Below are 14,604 nucleotides of genomic sequence, written 5' to 3' on the forward strand. Positions count from 1 at the left end.
GTGGGAGCGGCCTTGGCCGCGATTGCTTTTTCCCGGGCCTGCATCGAAAGTCCAAGGCAATCGCGGCCAAGGCCGCTCCCACTCTAGAATGCGCGCATGAGCTACCCCTTCGAGCGCCCGCGGCGGATGCGCCGCGACGAGTTCTCACGCCGGTTGATGCGCGAGCACGTCCTGACGGTCGACGACCTGATCTATCCGGTGTTCGTGCACGAACTCCAGGGCCGTGCGGCGGTACCGTCCATGCCGGGCGTGGACCGGGTTTCGATCGACGAACTGCTGCGCATCGCTGAGCAGGCCAGCGAACTGCGCGTTCCGGCGCTGGCGCTGTTCCCGGTGACGGCGCCCGAGGCGAAGTCGGCTGCCGCCGAGGCCGCATGGGCCGAGGATGGGCTGTGCCAGCGCGCAGTGCGCGCCCTGAAGTCGCGGTTCCCCGAACTGGGCGTGATCACCGACGTGGCGCTGGATCCATATACCTCGCACGGCCAGGACGGCCTGGTCGATGCCACCGGATACGTGGTCAACGACGAGACGGTCGAGGCACTGGTGAAGCAGGCGCTCTCGCACGCCGCGGCGGGCGCCGACGTCGTGGCTCCCAGCGACATGATGGACGGGCGCATCGGCGCGATCCGCGGCGCGCTGGAACAGGAAGGTTTCATCCATACCCGGATCCTGGCCTATGCCGCCAAGTACGCGTCCGGTTTCTACGGGCCGTTCCGCGATGCCGTGGGCAGCGCCGGCGCGCTGGGCAAGGGCAACAAGAACACTTACCAGATGGACCCGGCCAATTCCGACGAGGCACTGCGTGAGGTGGCACTGGACCTCGACGAAGGCGCCGACATGGTGATGATCAAGCCCGGCCTGCCCTACCTCGACATCGTGCGCCGGGTGAAGGACGAATTCGGCGCGCCGACGTTCGTCTACCAGGTCAGCGGCGAGTACGCGATGTTGAAGGCTGCGGCGCAGAACGGCTGGCTCGACGAGCGCGCCTGTGCGCTCGAGGCGCTGGTGTCGATCAAGCGCGCCGGTGCCGACGGCGTGCTGACCTACTTCGCGCTGGACGCGGCGCGCTGGCTGCGCGATCGCCTGTAGCAGCGCCGCTTCGGCGCGACGGCTCGCTTGGGGAGCGGAAATCGGGCCAAAGCTGAATTCCCATCTCAACGGCACACGCATCGCATGATCCGCAGGGCTACCGCCGACGACGCTCCCGAGATCGCCAGGCTATCGGCCCAGCTGGGGTATCCAGCCGCGATCGCCACCTTCGCCGAGCGCCTGCGCCAGCTGCAGTCCCGCGACACGCATGCCGTGCTCGTCCATGAGGGAGAAGGGAATCGACTGGCCGGATTCGTCGGACTGGAACAGCGGTTGATGATCGAAAGCGGGGAGCGTGTGGAGATCGTCGGCCTGGTGGTGGACGAGCAGGCACGCCGGACCGGCACCGGCCGCCGCCTGGTCGCCGCCGCCGAAGATTGGGCGCGCGCCCGCGGCATGCCGGAACTGTTCCTGCGTTCGAACGTCCTGCGCACCGAGGCGCATCCGTTCTACGAGCAGCTCGGTTTCCTGCGGACCAAGACCCAGCATGCCTATGTCAAGCCGCTACGCTGAGCGCTGGCACGCCGGAGTAGACTGCCGGGGCCACGCAAACAGAGGTCATCGGTGATGAGCAAGCACTACGCCGTCTTCGGCCATCCTGTCGCGCATTCGCTCTCGCCGCGCATCCATGCCGCATTCGGCCGGCAGGTCGGCATCCCGGTCGATTACGTCGCCATCGACGCCGAGCCGTCGACGTTCGAGGAAGCGCTGTCGGCGTTCGCCGAGCGCGGCGGCGCAGGCGCCAACATCACCTCGCCGCTGAAGGAAGTCGCGTTCACGCTGTGCAGCGACGCCACCGAGCGGGCGCGCCGCGCCGGCGCCGCGAACACCCTGGTGCGCAACGGCGACACCTGGCACGGCGACAACACCGACGGCGCCGGGCTGGTGCGCGATCTCACCGGTCGCCACGCGCTTGACCTGCGCGCGCGCCGCACCCTGCTGATCGGGGCGGGTGGCGCGGCGCGTGGTGTCGCTCCGGAACTGCTCGACGCGGGCATCGGCGACCTGTTCATCGTCAACCGGACCTCGCATCGCACCGACGCCCTGGTCGACCTGCTCGGCCAGCCCGGACGCGTGCACCCGCGCTATATCGACGACCTGGCCGCGCTCGGCGAGTTCGACCTGATCGTCAACGCCACCTCGGCCGGGCGCGCCGGGCAGTTGCTGCACCTACCGCCGTCGCTGGTCGGGCGGCGCACCGCGGCGGTCGATCTGAACTATGGCGAGGCGGCGATTCCGTTCCTCGCGTGGGCGCGCGCCAATGGCTGCCACGACATGATCGACGGCCTCGGCATGCTGGTCGAACAGGCCGCGATCAGCTTCGCCCGCTGGCACGGCGTGGAGCCGGATACCGACCCGGTGTATGGCGAACTGCGCGCCGAACATGCGCGGCTGGTGACCGCGGACTGATCGAATCCCGGCCTAGACCCGGCCGGCGAGGTACTCATCCTTCAGCCGTACGTAGTGCTGAGCGCTGTAGTACAGCGCCTCGATCTCGGCGTCGGTGAGCCGGCGCGCGAAACGGGCCGGGCTGCCAAGCCACATCTCGCCTTCCCCGACCTCCCTGCCTGGCGTAATCAGCGCGCCGGCGCCGACGAAACCGTGCCTGCGGACCACCGCGCCGTCGAGCACGGTGGCGCCCATGCCGATGAGGCAGGCGTCCTCGATCCGGCAGGCGTGGATGATCGCCTTGTGGCCGATGGTGACGTCCTCGCCGATGACGGTGGCGAAGCCGCCCAGCTTGGCGTGCGGGCCGTCGTGGCTGACGTGGATCACCGTGCCATCCTGGATGTTGCTGCGCGCCCCGATGCGGATGAAGTTGACGTCGCCGCGTACCACGGTGAACGGCCAGACCGACACGTCTTCGCCCAGGACCACATCGCCGATCACGCTGGCGAACGGATCGACGTAGACGCGCTCGCCGAGCGTGGGCACGGTGCCGCGATAGGGGCGCAGGTTGTTCATGGCGTCATTCTAGAGCCAGTGCCACGGAGTGGGACGGCGACTACACTGCCACGCATGGACCCGATCGACGCCACGCACGTCAGCGAACTCGAACCCACGCGCGCGCGCCTGCGTTCGGCCTGGCAGGCGACCAAGCCCGACTACGCGCAGCGGCGGGCCGACCTGCAGGGGTTGCGGCGTGCGCTCAAGGCGCAGCTCGAGACCATGGCCGAGCGGATCTCGCAGGACTTCGGCGGTCGTTCGCGGCACGAGAGCCTGATCGCCGACGGCATGACCGTGCTGGGCGAAATCGATCACCTGCTGCGCCATCTGCGCGGCTGGATGAAGCCGCGGCGCGTGGCGGTGGGCTGGAGGTTCTGGCCGGCGCGCGCGGAGGTGCGGCCCGAGCCGGTCGGCGTGGTCGGCGTGATCGCACCGTGGAACTATCCGGTCAACCTGGCGCTGATTCCGCTCGCGACCGCGATCGCCGCGGGCAATCACGTCTATCTCAAGCCGTCCGAGCACACGCCGCGCAGCGCGCAGTTCCTGCGCGAACTGCTGGCCGAAGTCTTTCCGCCCGATCGCGTTGCGGTGGCGCTGGGGGATGCGGAGGTCGCAGCGGCGTTCGCCGCCCTGCCCTTCGACCATCTGGTGTTCACCGGATCCACCGCCGTCGGTCGCAAGGTGATGGCCGCTGCGGCGCGCAATCTCACGCCGGTGACGCTGGAACTGGGCGGCAAGTCGCCGGCGATCGTCTGCGAGGATTTCCCGCTGGAGCTGGCTGCCGCGCGCCTGGCCACCGGCAAGTGGTTCAACGGCGGCCAGACCTGCATCGCACCCGACTATGTGCTGGTGGACGCCGGTCGCCGCGATGCGCTGGTGCAGGCCCTGCAGCGCGAGCTCGCCACGCGCTACGGCAGCGGCAACGAGGGCGACTACACCCGCATCGTCAACGCTGCGCAGTTCGCGCGCCTGCAGGGTTACCTGGACGATGCCCAGGCACGCGGCGCGCACGTGCTGCGCATCGGCGAATCGGATGCCGCCTCGCGACGCTTCGCGCCTGCGCTGGTCCTCGACGCGCCAGATGATGCCCAGCTGATGCAGGAGGAAATCTTCGGTCCGATCCTGCCGATCAGGACCTACGCATCGCTCGACGAGGCGATCGCCTACGTCAACGCACATGATCGCCCACTGGCGCTGTATCCCTTCAGCAACGACAGGGCGCGGGTGGAGCGCATCCTGAGCAACACGCTCGCGGGCGGCGTCACCGTCAACGACACGCTGATCCATTTCGGCGTCAACGCCCTGCCCTTCGGCGGCGTCGGCGCCAGTGGCATGGGCGCCTATCACGGCCGCGCCGGGTTTGACGCAATGAGCAAGCAACTGTCGGTGATGTGGCAGGCCCGGCGCGCCGGCAGCGATCTGCTCAAGCCACCGTACGCGAAGATCGAACGTTTCATCCGCATGCTGGTGCGTTGAGCCGGTTCAGAGCATGCGCCGCAGGGTGTCGTCGCGACGCCAGAAGTGGTGGTACAGCGCCGCCAGCACGTGCAAGCCGATCACCCAGTAGAACGCTTCGCCGACCGTCGTGTGCCAATGCTCGAAGGTCGCGGCGAGATCCTCGTTCTTCGTCAGCGGCGAGGGCAGCGCGATGTCGGTGAACGGCAGGTACAGCGGCCGGTGCTCGAGCCACAGCGTGGTCAGGCCCATCAGCGGCATGCCGGCCAGAAACAGATAGAGCGCGATGTGGGTAGCCCTGGCAACGGCATGCTGCCAGCGCGGCAGCGGCGGCACGATCGCCGGTTCCGGGTCGCGCACGCGCAGACGCAATCGCCACCATAACAGCGCGAATATCGTCAGCCCCAGCCAGAAATGGCTCTGCATCATCGCGGTGCGCTGCGGTGTGCCGCGCGCGAACAACCCGCGCTGCTCCATCGCCAGGTAGACCAGCAGCACCAGCAGCGCCATCAGCCAGTGTAAACGCCGGCGGCCGGGCGAATAGCGTTCGCGCGACTCCATCTGCAGTCCTCGTGCGGGGTGCGGGCATGGTAGCCTCGCCGGCGCGTCCCCGCAGCATAGGCCCGCGCATGAAGATCGCAAGCTGGAACGTTAATTCGCTCAACGTGCGCTTGCCGCATCTGCAACGCTGGCTCGACGAAGCCAGGCCCGACGTGGTCGCGCTGCAGGAAACCAAACTCGAGGACGCCCGTTTCCCCGATGCGGCGCTGGCCGAACTCGGCTATCGCAGCGTCTTCTGCGGGCAGAAGACCTACAACGGTGTGTCGTTGGTCAGCCGCCTCCCGTTTGTCGGCGAATGCATCACCGCCATCCCGGCCTTCGACGACCCCCAAAAGCGCGTGCTGGCGGCCACGATCGGCGGCGAGCCGGGTTCGCCCCAGGCGTTGCGCATCGTCGACCTCTACGTGGTCAACGGCGAGGCCGTCGGCAGCGAGAAGTTCGAATACAAGCTGCGCTGGCTGGCCGCGGTGCGCGAGTGGCTGCGCCAGGAGCTGGAGCAGCATCCGAACCTGGTGGTGCTCGGCGACTTCAACATCGCACCCGACGATCGCGACGTGCACGATCCCAAGCGCTGGCGCGAGAAGATCCTGTGCTCCACGCCCGAGCGCGAGGCGCTGGGCTCGCTGCTGTCGCTCGGGCTGCACGACAGCTTCCGCCTGTTCAACGAAGATGCCGGCCACCACAGCTGGTGGGACTACCGGCTGGCGGCGTTCCAGCGCGGCTGGGGCCTGCGCATCGACCTGGTGCTGGTCAGCGACGCGCTGCGCGGCCGCTGTACGTCCGCGGGCATCGACCTGGAACCGCGGCGCTGGGAACGCCCCAGCGACCACACCCCGGTCTGGGTTGAAATCGCCGACGCGTGACTGGTGCGGACGCGTTGCAAAGAAAAAGGCCCGGCTTGCGCCGGGCCTTCCACTCGAATCCCTGAGAAACGTCTTGTCTGTGTGTTACGCGATCAGCGTACGCGACCACGACGGAACAGGTTGACGATTGCGAGCAGGATGACCGCGCCGACCAGCGACACGACCAGGCTCATGACGGAAAAACCGTCGTTGATGGATCCGGCGCCGACCAGCGGGCCGATCAACCAGCCACCGATGAACGCGCCGACGATACCGACGACCACATTGAGCAGGATGCCCTGCTGCGCATCGGTTTTCATGATCATGCTGGCAAGCCAGCCAACGACGCCACCCACGATCAACCAGATGATGATGCCCATTCTCGACTCCTTAGACAGGTGAACGATGGAAGTGCTCCCCTGCGTGGGGGCGGGGCAAGTCTGGGCGGCCCTACGTGACGGTCGCGTCAGCGAGACCCGGACCGGAACGGGGTGGATGCCGGTCCCCTGCGTTGTAGCCGAATTATGCGATCAGCGCATGCTGCCGCGCAGCAGCGCGAGCAGCGCGTCGCGCGGCAACTTGCCTGTATCGTTGCGTGGCAATGCATCGACGCGCCTGAGCGGACGCGGAAGAAAGGCGGGGTCGACGGCTTCGCGCAGAGCCGCGAGGATCCGGGTTTCGTCCAGCGTTGGTGCCACCGCCAACGCAGCGATCCTGCGTACGCCGCCGATCTGTTCGTCGAGCTGGAACACCACCCCATCGACGACCCCAGGAATCGCCTGCAACTTGCGCGTCAGGTCGCCGAGCGATGCGCGCTTGCCCGCGATCTCGAGCAGATCGGCATTGCGACCGCGCAGTTCGAAGCGGCCGTCGCCGAGCACTTCAACCAGGTCGGCAAGTTTCACCGGCGCAGCGAGATGCTTCGCGCGCACCAGCGCGCCGTCGGGCTGCGGCGTTACCGAAACCCCCGGCAAGGGCGACCACGCGGCATCGCGTGCGGTGCGGCGCGTGGCGATCACGCAGGTCTCGGTGGAGCCGAACATCTCGCGCACTTCGCAGCCGAAGCTGGCTTCCGCCGCCGCCGCCAGTTCCGCCGGAAGCGGCGCGGTGGCCGAGACGATGCCGGCCAGCGCGGGCAGCGCCACGCCCGATTCCACCAGCGCGCGCAGGTGTACCGGCGTGGTCACCAGCAGCCGATGTCCGGGGGCGTGCGTCAGGGCATCGGCGATGTCGTGCGGGAAAAACGGCCGCGCCGCGTGCACCGCCGCGGGCGCGAACAGCGGCAGCAGCACGGACAGCTCCATCCCGTACATGTGCTGCGGCGGTACCGTCGCGACCACATGGGCGATCTCGTGCTGCGGCCACAGATCGCGCAGCGCCGCCAGGTTCTGCTCGGTACTGGTGCGGAAGCTGCGCCAGGTCTTGGGGTTGGGCACCGGGACACCGGTGCTGCCGGAGGTGAAGCCGATGACCGCCAGCGCATCGTCGTCCACGCACGGCACCGGTCCGTCCTGTAGCGGCAGCACGGCCGGCAGCGTCCACGACTGGATCCCGGAAATCTCGCCATCGCTCACGCAGTAGCTGTCGGGGTGACTGGCGTGCACACCGGCGACTACGGCCGGGGTGCGCGAGGGCGGCAGCAGGTTGACCTGCTGACGGACTGCGGCCGCGCACAGGGTCACCACGAAACGGTACCGGTCCTCGCACAGGTTGATCGCGTGCCGTCCTTCGGGAAGCATCGCCGCCACTGCGCGGACATGGCCCAGGAAACGGCCGAGCGCGACCGGGCCTTCGGCGTCGAAGGCCACGGCCCGCTGCGCGTCGCCGTCGGCAATCGGCTTCGGCCCCGCCTGACCGGATCCTGGCCGGCCGAAGCCCTCGTTGTCGCGTCCCAGAACCGCGGACATCATTCTGCTCCCGGCGCGTCGAGCGCCGTTCCTCCCCGCTTTGTAGCTTACGCTGACCAGCCTGACAGGCGCGAACGGTCCGCATGCCCAGCCCGCCCACCGCCAACCGGATCGGCCCCGTCCGCTGGGTGCAACTGCCGCACCCGGCCGGAATCGCCGCGCAGTCGCTGGCCCAGACCTGGTTGGCGCAGGAACTGGGTGTGGAAGAAGCCGCGCTGGCGATGTCGCGCGATCCGCACGGGCGCCCGCGCCTGCCGGCGGCCCCGACCGGGCACGACGTGAGCTGGAGCCACAGCGGCGACCGGCTGCTGGTGGCGTTGAGCGAGGGCGTGGATGTCGGCGCCGACCTGGAACGCCTGCGCCCACGCCCGCGCGCGCTGGAGCTGGCGCGGCGCTTCTTCGAACCGGGGGAAACCGCCTGGCTCGAATCGCTGCCGGCGCCTGCGCGCGAAACCGCCTTCGTGCGCCTGTGGTGTGCAAAGGAAGCGGTGCTCAAAGCGCATGGTCGCGGCATCGCCTTCGGCCTGCACCGGTTCCGGGTCGGCGAGCACGACGGAGCGATGCGTCTGCTGCAGGCCGATCCGGCGCTGGGACCGGAGCACGCCTGGTCGCTGCATGAGTTCATGCCGCTGCCGGGCTACCACGCCGCGCTGGCCTGGCGCGCGCCTGTCTGACAGCGCCGCTCGCGCATGACGGGTGTGCCGGGCCGCAGTGCGCGCCGATCCGGTCGCCTCGCAGCGTCGCTTCTACAATGTGGCAATGACCGAGCCTCTGCGCCGCGAACTGGAAGCCGGAATGCAGGCGCTAGGCGTCGATATCGCGCATGCCGATGCACTGCTCGCCTATCTCGCCCTGCTCGACCGCTGGAACCGTACCTACAACCTGACCGCGATCCGCGATCCGCACGCGATGGTGGCCAAGCACCTGCTCGATTCGCTGGCGATGCACAACCACCTGGACGGGATCGGATCGCTGGCCGACCTGGGCACGGGGGCAGGCCTGCCGGGCATTCCGCTTGCCATCGTCCATCCGCAGCTGCAGGTCGCGCTGGTGGAAAGCAGCGGCAAGAAGGCACGGTTCCTGCGCGAGGTCGTGCGGGCCCTGGGCCTGGCCAACGTGCAGGTGCACGAAGCCCGGATCGAGTCGGTCGATGCCTCCGGCCGCTTCGACGCCATCACCGCGCGCGCACTGGCCACCCTGCCGCTGATCCTGCAGCTCGGCGGGCACCTGCTGGCGCCGCACGGGAAGCTGCTGGCCATGAAGGGCGTGGTGCCGGAAGACGAGATCGCCGGATTGCCGGCGGGCTGGCAGGTGGAGGCGATCCATCCACTGCGGGTACCTGGGCTGGAGGCGGAACGGCATCTGGTGGTGGTGCGGCGGGCCGACCCGGTCGGTTGAAGCATTCGCCGCTGCTGCGCGCTTTGGAGCTTTCGAAGGCCAGTCCGGCGGCGACCCAGGCCTCGCGCGACCGCCGGCACGGCCTCAGGACGCGCCGGGACGCGTTGTGAGGCGCCAGCAGGCGCATTTAATCGCCGCCGCGGCCGCACCGCGGCCGTGGCGCGGCATAATCCCTGACCCGGGCGCCTCCGCTGCACCGGGACCCCGCGAAATTCCAACGAGGCGCCTCCAGCGCATGGCCCGGATCATTGCTGTCGCAAACCAGAAGGGCGGGGTCGGCAAGACCACCACCGCCGTGAACCTGGCCGCGGCGCTGGCCGCCACGCCCAAGCGCGTACTGCTGGTCGACCTGGACGCGCAGGGCAACGCCACGATGGGCAGCGGCGTCGACAAGCACGCGCTGCAGGCATCGACCTGCGATGTCCTGCTCGAAGAGCAGCATGCCGACGCGGCGATCGTGAAATCGGCCGAGGGTTTCGACCTGATGCCCGGCAACACCGACCTGACCGCGGCCGAAATCGAGCTGATGGACGAAGCTGGGCGCGAACAGCGCCTCAAGCGCGCGCTCGATCCGCTGCGCGAGCGCTACGACTTCATCATCGTCGACTGCCCGCCGGCGCTGTCGCTGCTCACGCTCAATGCGCTCACCGCCGCCGACAGCGTGCTGGTACCGATGCAGTGCGAGTACTACGCGCTCGAAGGCCTCACCGCCCTGCTGCAGACGATCGATGCGCTGAAGGCCAAGCTCAACCCCGCGCTCGAGATCGAAGGCGTGTTGCGCACCATGTTCGACGTGCGCAACAACCTGGCCAACGCCGTCTCGGCCGAACTGACCCAGCATTTCGGCGACAAGGTGTTCCGCACCATCGTGCCGCGCAACGTGCGCCTGGCCGAGGCGCCAAGCCACGGACAGAGCATCGTCGGCTACGACAAGGGCTCGCGCGGAGCGATCGCCTACCTCGGCCTGGCCGGCGAAGTGCTGCGCCGCCAACGCGAGCGCGAGAGCACCCCGCAGGACAAATCGAACATTCCGGAGAAGGCGGCATGACCGCTGCAAAACATCCCGCTTCGAAGCCGGCCCCCGCGAAAAAGCGTGGGCTCGGCCGCGGGCTCGAAGCCCTGCTCGGCCCCAGGGCCGCCGCCGAGGCGCCCAAGCTGGAAGCCACGCCCCAGGACACCCTGCGCAAGCTGCGCGTGGACGCGCTGAGCCCTGGCAAGTACCAGCCGCGCAAGCGCATGGACGAAGCCAAGCTCGGCGAGCTGGCCGAATCGATCAAGGCACAAGGCGTCATCCAGCCGATCGTGGTGCGCGAAACCGCCGCTGGCTTCGAGATCATCGCGGGAGAGCGCCGCTGGCGCGCATCGCAGCTGGCCGGGCTGGACGAGATCCCGGTGGTGGTGCGCGAGGTCGACGATCGCACCGTGGTGGCGATGGCGCTGATCGAGAACATCCAGCGCGAGGACCTCAATCCGCTGGAGGAAGCGCAGGCGCTGCAGCGCCTGATCGATGAGTTCGACCTGACCCATGCCGAAGCCGCCGACGCCGTGGGCCGATCGCGAGCCGCGGTTTCCAACCTGCTGCGCCTGCTCGAACTGCCGCCTGCGATCCGCGCGCTGCTGGAGGCCGGACGCCTGGAAATGGGCCATGCGCGCGCCCTGCTCACGCTGTCGCCGGAGATGGCCAGCAAGCTCGCCTCGGACGCGGCAGAACAGGGCTGGTCGGTGCGCGAGGTCGAACACCGCGTGCAGCAGCTGGCCTCAGGCAAGGTCCCGGGAGCCGCGGCGCGCAAGTCGGCCGGCAAGGCGGCGCCGCATGCGGATATCGCCAGCCTGGAACGCGAACTCGGCGAAAGCCTCGGCACGCGGGTCGTGGTCCAGCATGGCCGCGGCAACAAGGGCCGGCTGGTGATCCATTACAGCGACCTGGATACGCTCGACGGGGTGCTCGAGCGGCTGCGCGGCAAGCCCTGATCCATTCGCGGCGGCCATTGAAGCGAACGCTGCTGCAATCTGCAGGAGCGGCCTCGGCCGCGATCGCCGTCGATCGCACGAGTGGAAAATCAAAAGCGGTCGCGGCTGAGGCCGCTCCCGCGAAACCATCCAGAAACAGAACAGGTGCGGGCGCACCCGCACCGACAACGGCAGCGCTCGCGCGATAATGCGCGCATGACGATCCTGGTTACCGGCGCGGCCGGCTTCATCGGCGCCTACGTCTGTCGCGCCCTGCAGGCACGTGGCGAAACCGTCGTCGGCCTGGACAGCTTCAACGACTATTACGATCCGCAGCTCAAGCGCGACCGGGTCGCGGCACTGTGCCCGGACACGGGCGTCCGCGCACTCGACCTGGTCGACCGTGCAGGCCTGACGGCGTTGTTCGAGCAGGCGGCGCCGACCCGCGTGATCCACCTCGCCGCGCAGGCCGGCGTGCGCTATTCGCTCGAGAATCCGTACGCCTACGTCGACAGCAACCTGGTCGGCTTCGTCAACCTGCTGGAGCTGTGCCGGCACCGTGGCGTGCAGCATCTGGTCTATGCCAGCTCGTCCTCGGTCTACGGCGATTCGGCCACGCCGCCGTTTTCCGAGGACCAACGCATCGACGAGCCGCGCTCGCTGTACGCCGCGACCAAGGCCGCGAACGAACTGATGGCGCATACCTATGCGCACCTGTACGGATTGCGTGCGACCGGGCTGCGCTTCTTCACCGTGTACGGTCCCTGGGGCCGGCCGGACATGGCCCCGCTGATCTTCTCCCGCGCGGTGCTGGCGGGGCGGCCGATCGACGTGTTCAACCACGGGCGTATGCGTCGCGACTTCACCTTCATCGATGACATCGTCGCCGGCGTGCTCGGCGCGCTCGATGCCCCACCCCAGGACGACCCGCCGCATCGCTGCTTCAACCTGGGCAACCACACCCCGGTGGAACTCGAGCGGTTCATCGCCGTCATCGAACAAGCCGCCGGCAAGCCCGTCCAGAAGGTCTACAAGCCGATGCAGCCGGGCGACATGATCGAAACCATGGCCGATACGTCGCGGGCCCAGGCGGCGTTCGGCTTCGACCCGGCCACGTCGATCGAGGCCGGCATGCCGATGGTGGTGGAATGGTGCCGGACCTACTTCGGCGCGAATGCCTAGGCGCGGTTGTGCATCCGCGATAATGGTGCCGGCCATTCCCATGCCGGCCTGACGAAAGCGGAAACCCCCCACGTGACCACCTCGCCCACGCCTGAGCTTTCGGTCGTCGTTCCGGTCTACAACGAGGAAGGCAACGTCGCGCCGCTGGTGGCCGAGATTGTCGCCGCGCTGCGCGGGCGCACGGCCTTCGAGATCGTCTATGTCGACGACTGCTCGCGCGATGCCACGCTCGAGCGCCTGAAGCAGCTGCAGTCCCACACGCCGGAGCTGCGCGTGGTGCGGCATCTGCGCAACAGCGGCCAGAGCACCGCGATCCGCAATGGCGTGAAGGCTGCGCGCGCGGACTGGATCGCCACGCTCGACGGCGACGGCCAGAACGATCCGGCCGACATCCCCAAGCTGCTGGCCGAGCGCGAACGCGCGGCGCCGGAAGTGAAGATGTTCGCCGGATGGCGGGTGGATCGGCAGGATTCTGGCAGCAAGCGCTGGGCCTCGAAGTGGGCCAACGCGATCCGCGCCCGCGCGCTGCGCGATGCCACCCCCGACACCGGCTGCGGGATCAAGTTGTTCCAGCGCGCCGCCTTCCTGGACCTGCCCTACTTCGACCATATGCATCGCTACCTGCCGGCGCTGATGCAGCGCGCCGGCTGGAAGACGCTCAGCGTCCCGGTCCACCACCGCCACCGCGCCAGCGGGGTGTCGAAGTACAACAACCTGCAGCGCGCCTGGGTGGGCCTGCGCGACCTGCGCGGCGTCGCCTGGCTGATCCGGCGCACCCGGCGCACCGAAGTGGAGGAAGTACGTTCGTCCCCACACTCCTCCGACCACCTGTAGGAGCGCCGCTTCGGCGCGACGGCGCCACGCAAACGCGTGGGTCTGGCCAAATGCGAGCGGGTCTCCCAGGCCGCTGCGGCGGCTTGAACGTCATCGCGGCGGAACTACAGCAGCGGCGCAGTCGCGCCGAAGCGGCGCTCCTACAATTGGCGCTCCACTGCCGGAGCCGCTCCGATGACCGCCGAATTCATGAACCTGCCGATCTCCTGGCTGGAGTGGACGGGCCTGCACATGAGCCCGTGGAAGCTCATCGGACTGACCGGCGCGCTCATGTTCGGCGGCCGCTGGGTGGTCCAGTTCGCGGCCTCCAAGCGTTACGGCAAGCCGGTCATGCCACGCGCGTTCTGGTACATGAGCCTGGTGGGCAGCGTCATGACCCTGAGCTACTTCGTGTTCTCGCACAAACAGGACTCGGTGGGGGTCATCCAGAACCTGTTTCCCAGCTTCACCGCGGCCTACAGCCTGTACCTGGACATCCGGCACCGGGGCTGGCGGCGGGACAAGGCCAGCCATTGAGCCTGTGGGAGCGGCCTTGGCCGCGACTGCTTTCCGCCGTGTTCCGGGCAAAGCCGAAGGCAATCGCGGCCAAGGCCGCTCCCACGATCGGACCCCCAAGTTCCCTGTGGATAAGTCCTTGCCCGCGGCCGAGCGGCGCTGCATAATGCGCGGCTCGCTGCGTCCGGTCGGCCTTTGGCCAGACCGGGTGGGCCCGGGAAGCGCGATTCCCGCCCGCCGCCGGCAGCCTGAAATCCTTTCGTTCGCGTCGCGGCCGTTCCATCGCCCGCGGGAAGCCGAAGTCGTGCTGGCTAAGCACGGCGCCAAATCAATCGAGGTGCACAGATGTCCCGCGAATGCCAAGTGACCGGCAAGCGTGTGATGAGCGGCAACAACGTCTCGCACGCCAACAATAAGACCCGCCGTCGTTTCCTGCCCAACCTCCACGAGCGCCGTTTCTGGGTCGCTTCGGAGAACCGCTGGGTGAAACTGCGCGTTTCCACCAAGGCCCTGCGCACCATCGACAAGAACGGTATCGACGCCGTGCTCGCCGAACTGCGTGCCCGCGGCGAGAAGGTTTGAGGAGAACACCATGCCCAGCAAGCGCGACAAGATCCGTCTGATCTCCTCGGCCAACACCGGCCACTTCTACACCACCGACAAGAACAAGAAGAACACGCCGAACAAGATGGAGGTCATGAAGTACGACCCCGTCGTCCGGAAGCACGTGATCTACAAGGAAGGCAAGATCAAGTGACGATCTGCCAGCCGCGCGCAGCGCGGCGCCAGCAAATCGTCATCCCCGCGTAGGCGGGGGTCCAGCGTCTTCGAAGCCCGCCGCAAGGCGGGCTTTTTGTTTGTCTCCGGCCGGCGACGACCGTAAGACACGGCTTAGCGCCAAACGGCGAGCCGTCCGCAATGCGCCGCACCTCGCCAGGCGCACC

Annotated in this window: 18 protein-coding genes; 14 read left to right on the forward strand and 4 right to left on the reverse strand. The window is 68.4% G+C overall.

Annotated features, from left to right (window positions below):
* The first annotated feature begins 96 nt into the window (after positions 1 to 96).
* The 3 genes from hemB (at position 97) to aroE (ending at position 2,499) form a co-directional block, all read left to right on the forward strand.
* Positions 97 to 1,089, forward strand: a complete 993-nt coding sequence (gene hemB / locus MC380_RS06925) for a porphobilinogen synthase (RefSeq protein ID WP_242163880.1) — start codon at positions 97 to 99, stop codon at positions 1,087 to 1,089.
* A gap of 84 nt (positions 1,090 to 1,173) precedes the next feature.
* On the forward strand, positions 1,174 to 1,602 hold the full coding sequence (locus tag MC380_RS06930) for a GNAT family N-acetyltransferase (RefSeq protein WP_242102321.1): 429 nt from the start codon (positions 1,174 to 1,176) through the stop codon (positions 1,600 to 1,602).
* A 54-nt stretch (positions 1,603 to 1,656) separates the two neighbouring features.
* On the forward strand, positions 1,657 to 2,499 hold the full coding sequence (aroE, locus tag MC380_RS06935; RefSeq protein ID WP_242163882.1) for a shikimate dehydrogenase: 843 nt from the start codon (positions 1,657 to 1,659) through the stop codon (positions 2,497 to 2,499).
* A 12-nt stretch (positions 2,500 to 2,511) separates the two neighbouring features.
* Here aroE and MC380_RS06940 read toward each other — a convergent pair whose 3' ends face one another.
* Positions 2,512 to 3,054 (reverse strand): gamma carbonic anhydrase family protein, encoded by a 543-nt coding sequence (locus MC380_RS06940; protein WP_242102319.1) that lies wholly within the window; start codon positions 3,052 to 3,054, stop codon positions 2,512 to 2,514.
* 54 nt (positions 3,055 to 3,108) lie between these two features.
* On the opposite strand from MC380_RS06940, the gene MC380_RS06945 reads away from it, so the two are divergent.
* On the forward strand, positions 3,109 to 4,512 hold the full coding sequence (locus MC380_RS06945; RefSeq protein ID WP_242163885.1) for a coniferyl aldehyde dehydrogenase: 1,404 nt from the start codon (positions 3,109 to 3,111) through the stop codon (positions 4,510 to 4,512).
* Positions 4,513 to 4,518: 6 nt separating this feature from the next.
* Here MC380_RS06945 and MC380_RS06950 read toward each other — a convergent pair whose 3' ends face one another.
* Positions 4,519 to 5,052, reverse strand: coding sequence for a cytochrome b (locus MC380_RS06950; protein ID WP_242163887.1), 534 nt, complete (start codon positions 5,050 to 5,052; stop codon positions 4,519 to 4,521).
* A 68-nt stretch (positions 5,053 to 5,120) separates the two neighbouring features.
* Between MC380_RS06950 and xth the strand changes: the two genes are divergently transcribed.
* Positions 5,121 to 5,915, forward strand: coding sequence for an exodeoxyribonuclease III (gene xth, locus MC380_RS06955; RefSeq protein WP_242102316.1), 795 nt, complete (start codon positions 5,121 to 5,123; stop codon positions 5,913 to 5,915).
* Between the two features lie 92 nt (positions 5,916 to 6,007).
* On the opposite strand, the gene MC380_RS06960 is transcribed toward xth, so the two are convergent.
* Positions 6,008 to 6,274, reverse strand: a complete 267-nt coding sequence (locus MC380_RS06960) for a GlsB/YeaQ/YmgE family stress response membrane protein (RefSeq protein WP_242102315.1) — start codon at positions 6,272 to 6,274, stop codon at positions 6,008 to 6,010.
* Positions 6,275 to 6,424: 150 nt separating this feature from the next.
* Entirely contained in the window at positions 6,425 to 7,801 is a 1,377-nt protein-coding gene (locus tag MC380_RS06965) for an AMP-binding protein (RefSeq protein ID WP_242163889.1), read from the reverse strand.
* An 83-nt stretch (positions 7,802 to 7,884) separates the two neighbouring features.
* On the opposite strand from MC380_RS06965, the gene MC380_RS06970 reads away from it, so the two are divergent.
* The 9 genes from MC380_RS06970 to rpmG all read left to right on the forward strand — a co-directional run bounded on the left by MC380_RS06970 (position 7,885) and on the right by rpmG (position 14,417).
* Positions 7,885 to 8,475 carry a 4'-phosphopantetheinyl transferase superfamily protein gene (locus tag MC380_RS06970; protein ID WP_242102313.1) on the forward strand — a complete coding sequence of 197 codons (591 nt, stop codon included), beginning with the start codon at positions 7,885 to 7,887 and terminating at the stop codon, positions 8,473 to 8,475.
* 85 nt (positions 8,476 to 8,560) lie between these two features.
* Positions 8,561 to 9,199 carry a 16S rRNA (guanine(527)-N(7))-methyltransferase RsmG gene (rsmG, locus tag MC380_RS06975; protein WP_242102312.1) on the forward strand — a complete coding sequence of 213 codons (639 nt, stop codon included), beginning with the start codon at positions 8,561 to 8,563 and terminating at the stop codon, positions 9,197 to 9,199.
* Between the two features lie 235 nt (positions 9,200 to 9,434).
* Positions 9,435 to 10,247: a ParA family protein gene (locus MC380_RS06980; protein ID WP_242102311.1), complete on the forward strand. Its 813-nt coding sequence runs from the start codon at positions 9,435 to 9,437 to the stop codon at positions 10,245 to 10,247.
* Positions 10,244 to 11,170, forward strand: a complete 927-nt coding sequence (locus tag MC380_RS06985; RefSeq protein ID WP_242102310.1) for a ParB/RepB/Spo0J family partition protein — start codon at positions 10,244 to 10,246, stop codon at positions 11,168 to 11,170. Before MC380_RS06980 ends, MC380_RS06985 begins: the two co-directional genes overlap by 4 nt.
* Before the next feature lie 195 nt (positions 11,171 to 11,365).
* Positions 11,366 to 12,331: an NAD-dependent epimerase/dehydratase family protein gene (locus MC380_RS06990; RefSeq protein ID WP_242102309.1), complete on the forward strand. Its 966-nt coding sequence runs from the start codon at positions 11,366 to 11,368 to the stop codon at positions 12,329 to 12,331.
* 72 nt (positions 12,332 to 12,403) lie between these two features.
* The gene (locus MC380_RS06995) at positions 12,404 to 13,165 is read left to right on the forward strand and encodes a glycosyltransferase family 2 protein (protein ID WP_242102308.1); all 762 of its coding nucleotides are present in this window, start codon (positions 12,404 to 12,406) and stop codon (positions 13,163 to 13,165) included.
* 174 nt (positions 13,166 to 13,339) lie between these two features.
* A complete protein-coding gene (locus MC380_RS07000; RefSeq protein WP_242102307.1) occupies positions 13,340 to 13,681 on the forward strand; it encodes a lipid-A-disaccharide synthase N-terminal domain-containing protein in 342 nt (113 codons plus the stop codon).
* A gap of 324 nt (positions 13,682 to 14,005) precedes the next feature.
* Complete coding sequence (gene rpmB / locus MC380_RS07005; protein ID WP_242102306.1) at positions 14,006 to 14,242, forward strand: 50S ribosomal protein L28; 237 nt, start codon at positions 14,006 to 14,008, stop codon at positions 14,240 to 14,242.
* A gap of 10 nt (positions 14,243 to 14,252) precedes the next feature.
* Positions 14,253 to 14,417 (forward strand): 50S ribosomal protein L33, encoded by a 165-nt coding sequence (rpmG, locus tag MC380_RS07010; RefSeq protein WP_242102305.1) that lies wholly within the window; start codon positions 14,253 to 14,255, stop codon positions 14,415 to 14,417.
* Positions 14,418 to 14,604: the final 187 nt, after the last annotated feature.

It is taken from the genome of Lysobacter sp. M15 (assembly GCF_022662515.1).
Taxonomy (GTDB): domain Bacteria; phylum Pseudomonadota; class Gammaproteobacteria; order Xanthomonadales; family Xanthomonadaceae; genus JAKPBU01.

Excerpts from the sequence above, each read along its gene's own strand:
- rpmG (WP_242102305.1), top strand. The coding sequence starts at position 14,253 with ATGCCCAGCAAGCGCGACAAGATCCGTCTGATCTCCTCGGCCAACACC.
- rpmB (WP_242102306.1), top strand. The coding sequence starts at position 14,006 with ATGTCCCGCGAATGCCAAGTGACCGGCAAGCGTGTGATGAGCGGCAAC.
- xth (WP_242102316.1), top strand. The coding sequence starts at position 5,121 with ATGAAGATCGCAAGCTGGAACGTTAATTCGCTCAACGTGCGCTTGCCG.
- MC380_RS07000 (WP_242102307.1), top strand. The coding sequence starts at position 13,340 with ATGACCGCCGAATTCATGAACCTGCCGATCTCCTGGCTGGAGTGGACG.
- MC380_RS06940 (WP_242102319.1), bottom strand. The coding sequence starts at position 3,054 with ATGAACAACCTGCGCCCCTATCGCGGCACCGTGCCCACGCTCGGCGAG.
- hemB (WP_242163880.1), top strand. The coding sequence starts at position 97 with ATGAGCTACCCCTTCGAGCGCCCGCGGCGGATGCGCCGCGACGAGTTC.
- MC380_RS06980 (WP_242102311.1), top strand. The coding sequence starts at position 9,435 with ATGGCCCGGATCATTGCTGTCGCAAACCAGAAGGGCGGGGTCGGCAAG.
- MC380_RS06970 (WP_242102313.1), top strand. The coding sequence starts at position 7,885 with ATGCCCAGCCCGCCCACCGCCAACCGGATCGGCCCCGTCCGCTGGGTG.
- MC380_RS06930 (WP_242102321.1), top strand. The coding sequence starts at position 1,174 with ATGATCCGCAGGGCTACCGCCGACGACGCTCCCGAGATCGCCAGGCTA.
- MC380_RS06950 (WP_242163887.1), bottom strand. The coding sequence starts at position 5,052 with ATGGAGTCGCGCGAACGCTATTCGCCCGGCCGCCGGCGTTTACACTGG.
- MC380_RS06990 (WP_242102309.1), top strand. The coding sequence starts at position 11,366 with ATGACGATCCTGGTTACCGGCGCGGCCGGCTTCATCGGCGCCTACGTC.
- rsmG (WP_242102312.1), top strand. The coding sequence starts at position 8,561 with ATGACCGAGCCTCTGCGCCGCGAACTGGAAGCCGGAATGCAGGCGCTA.
- MC380_RS06985 (WP_242102310.1), top strand. The coding sequence starts at position 10,244 with ATGACCGCTGCAAAACATCCCGCTTCGAAGCCGGCCCCCGCGAAAAAG.
- MC380_RS06960 (WP_242102315.1), bottom strand. The coding sequence starts at position 6,274 with ATGGGCATCATCATCTGGTTGATCGTGGGTGGCGTCGTTGGCTGGCTT.
- MC380_RS06965 (WP_242163889.1), bottom strand. The coding sequence starts at position 7,801 with ATGTCCGCGGTTCTGGGACGCGACAACGAGGGCTTCGGCCGGCCAGGA.
- MC380_RS06945 (WP_242163885.1), top strand. The coding sequence starts at position 3,109 with ATGGACCCGATCGACGCCACGCACGTCAGCGAACTCGAACCCACGCGC.
- aroE (WP_242163882.1), top strand. The coding sequence starts at position 1,657 with ATGAGCAAGCACTACGCCGTCTTCGGCCATCCTGTCGCGCATTCGCTC.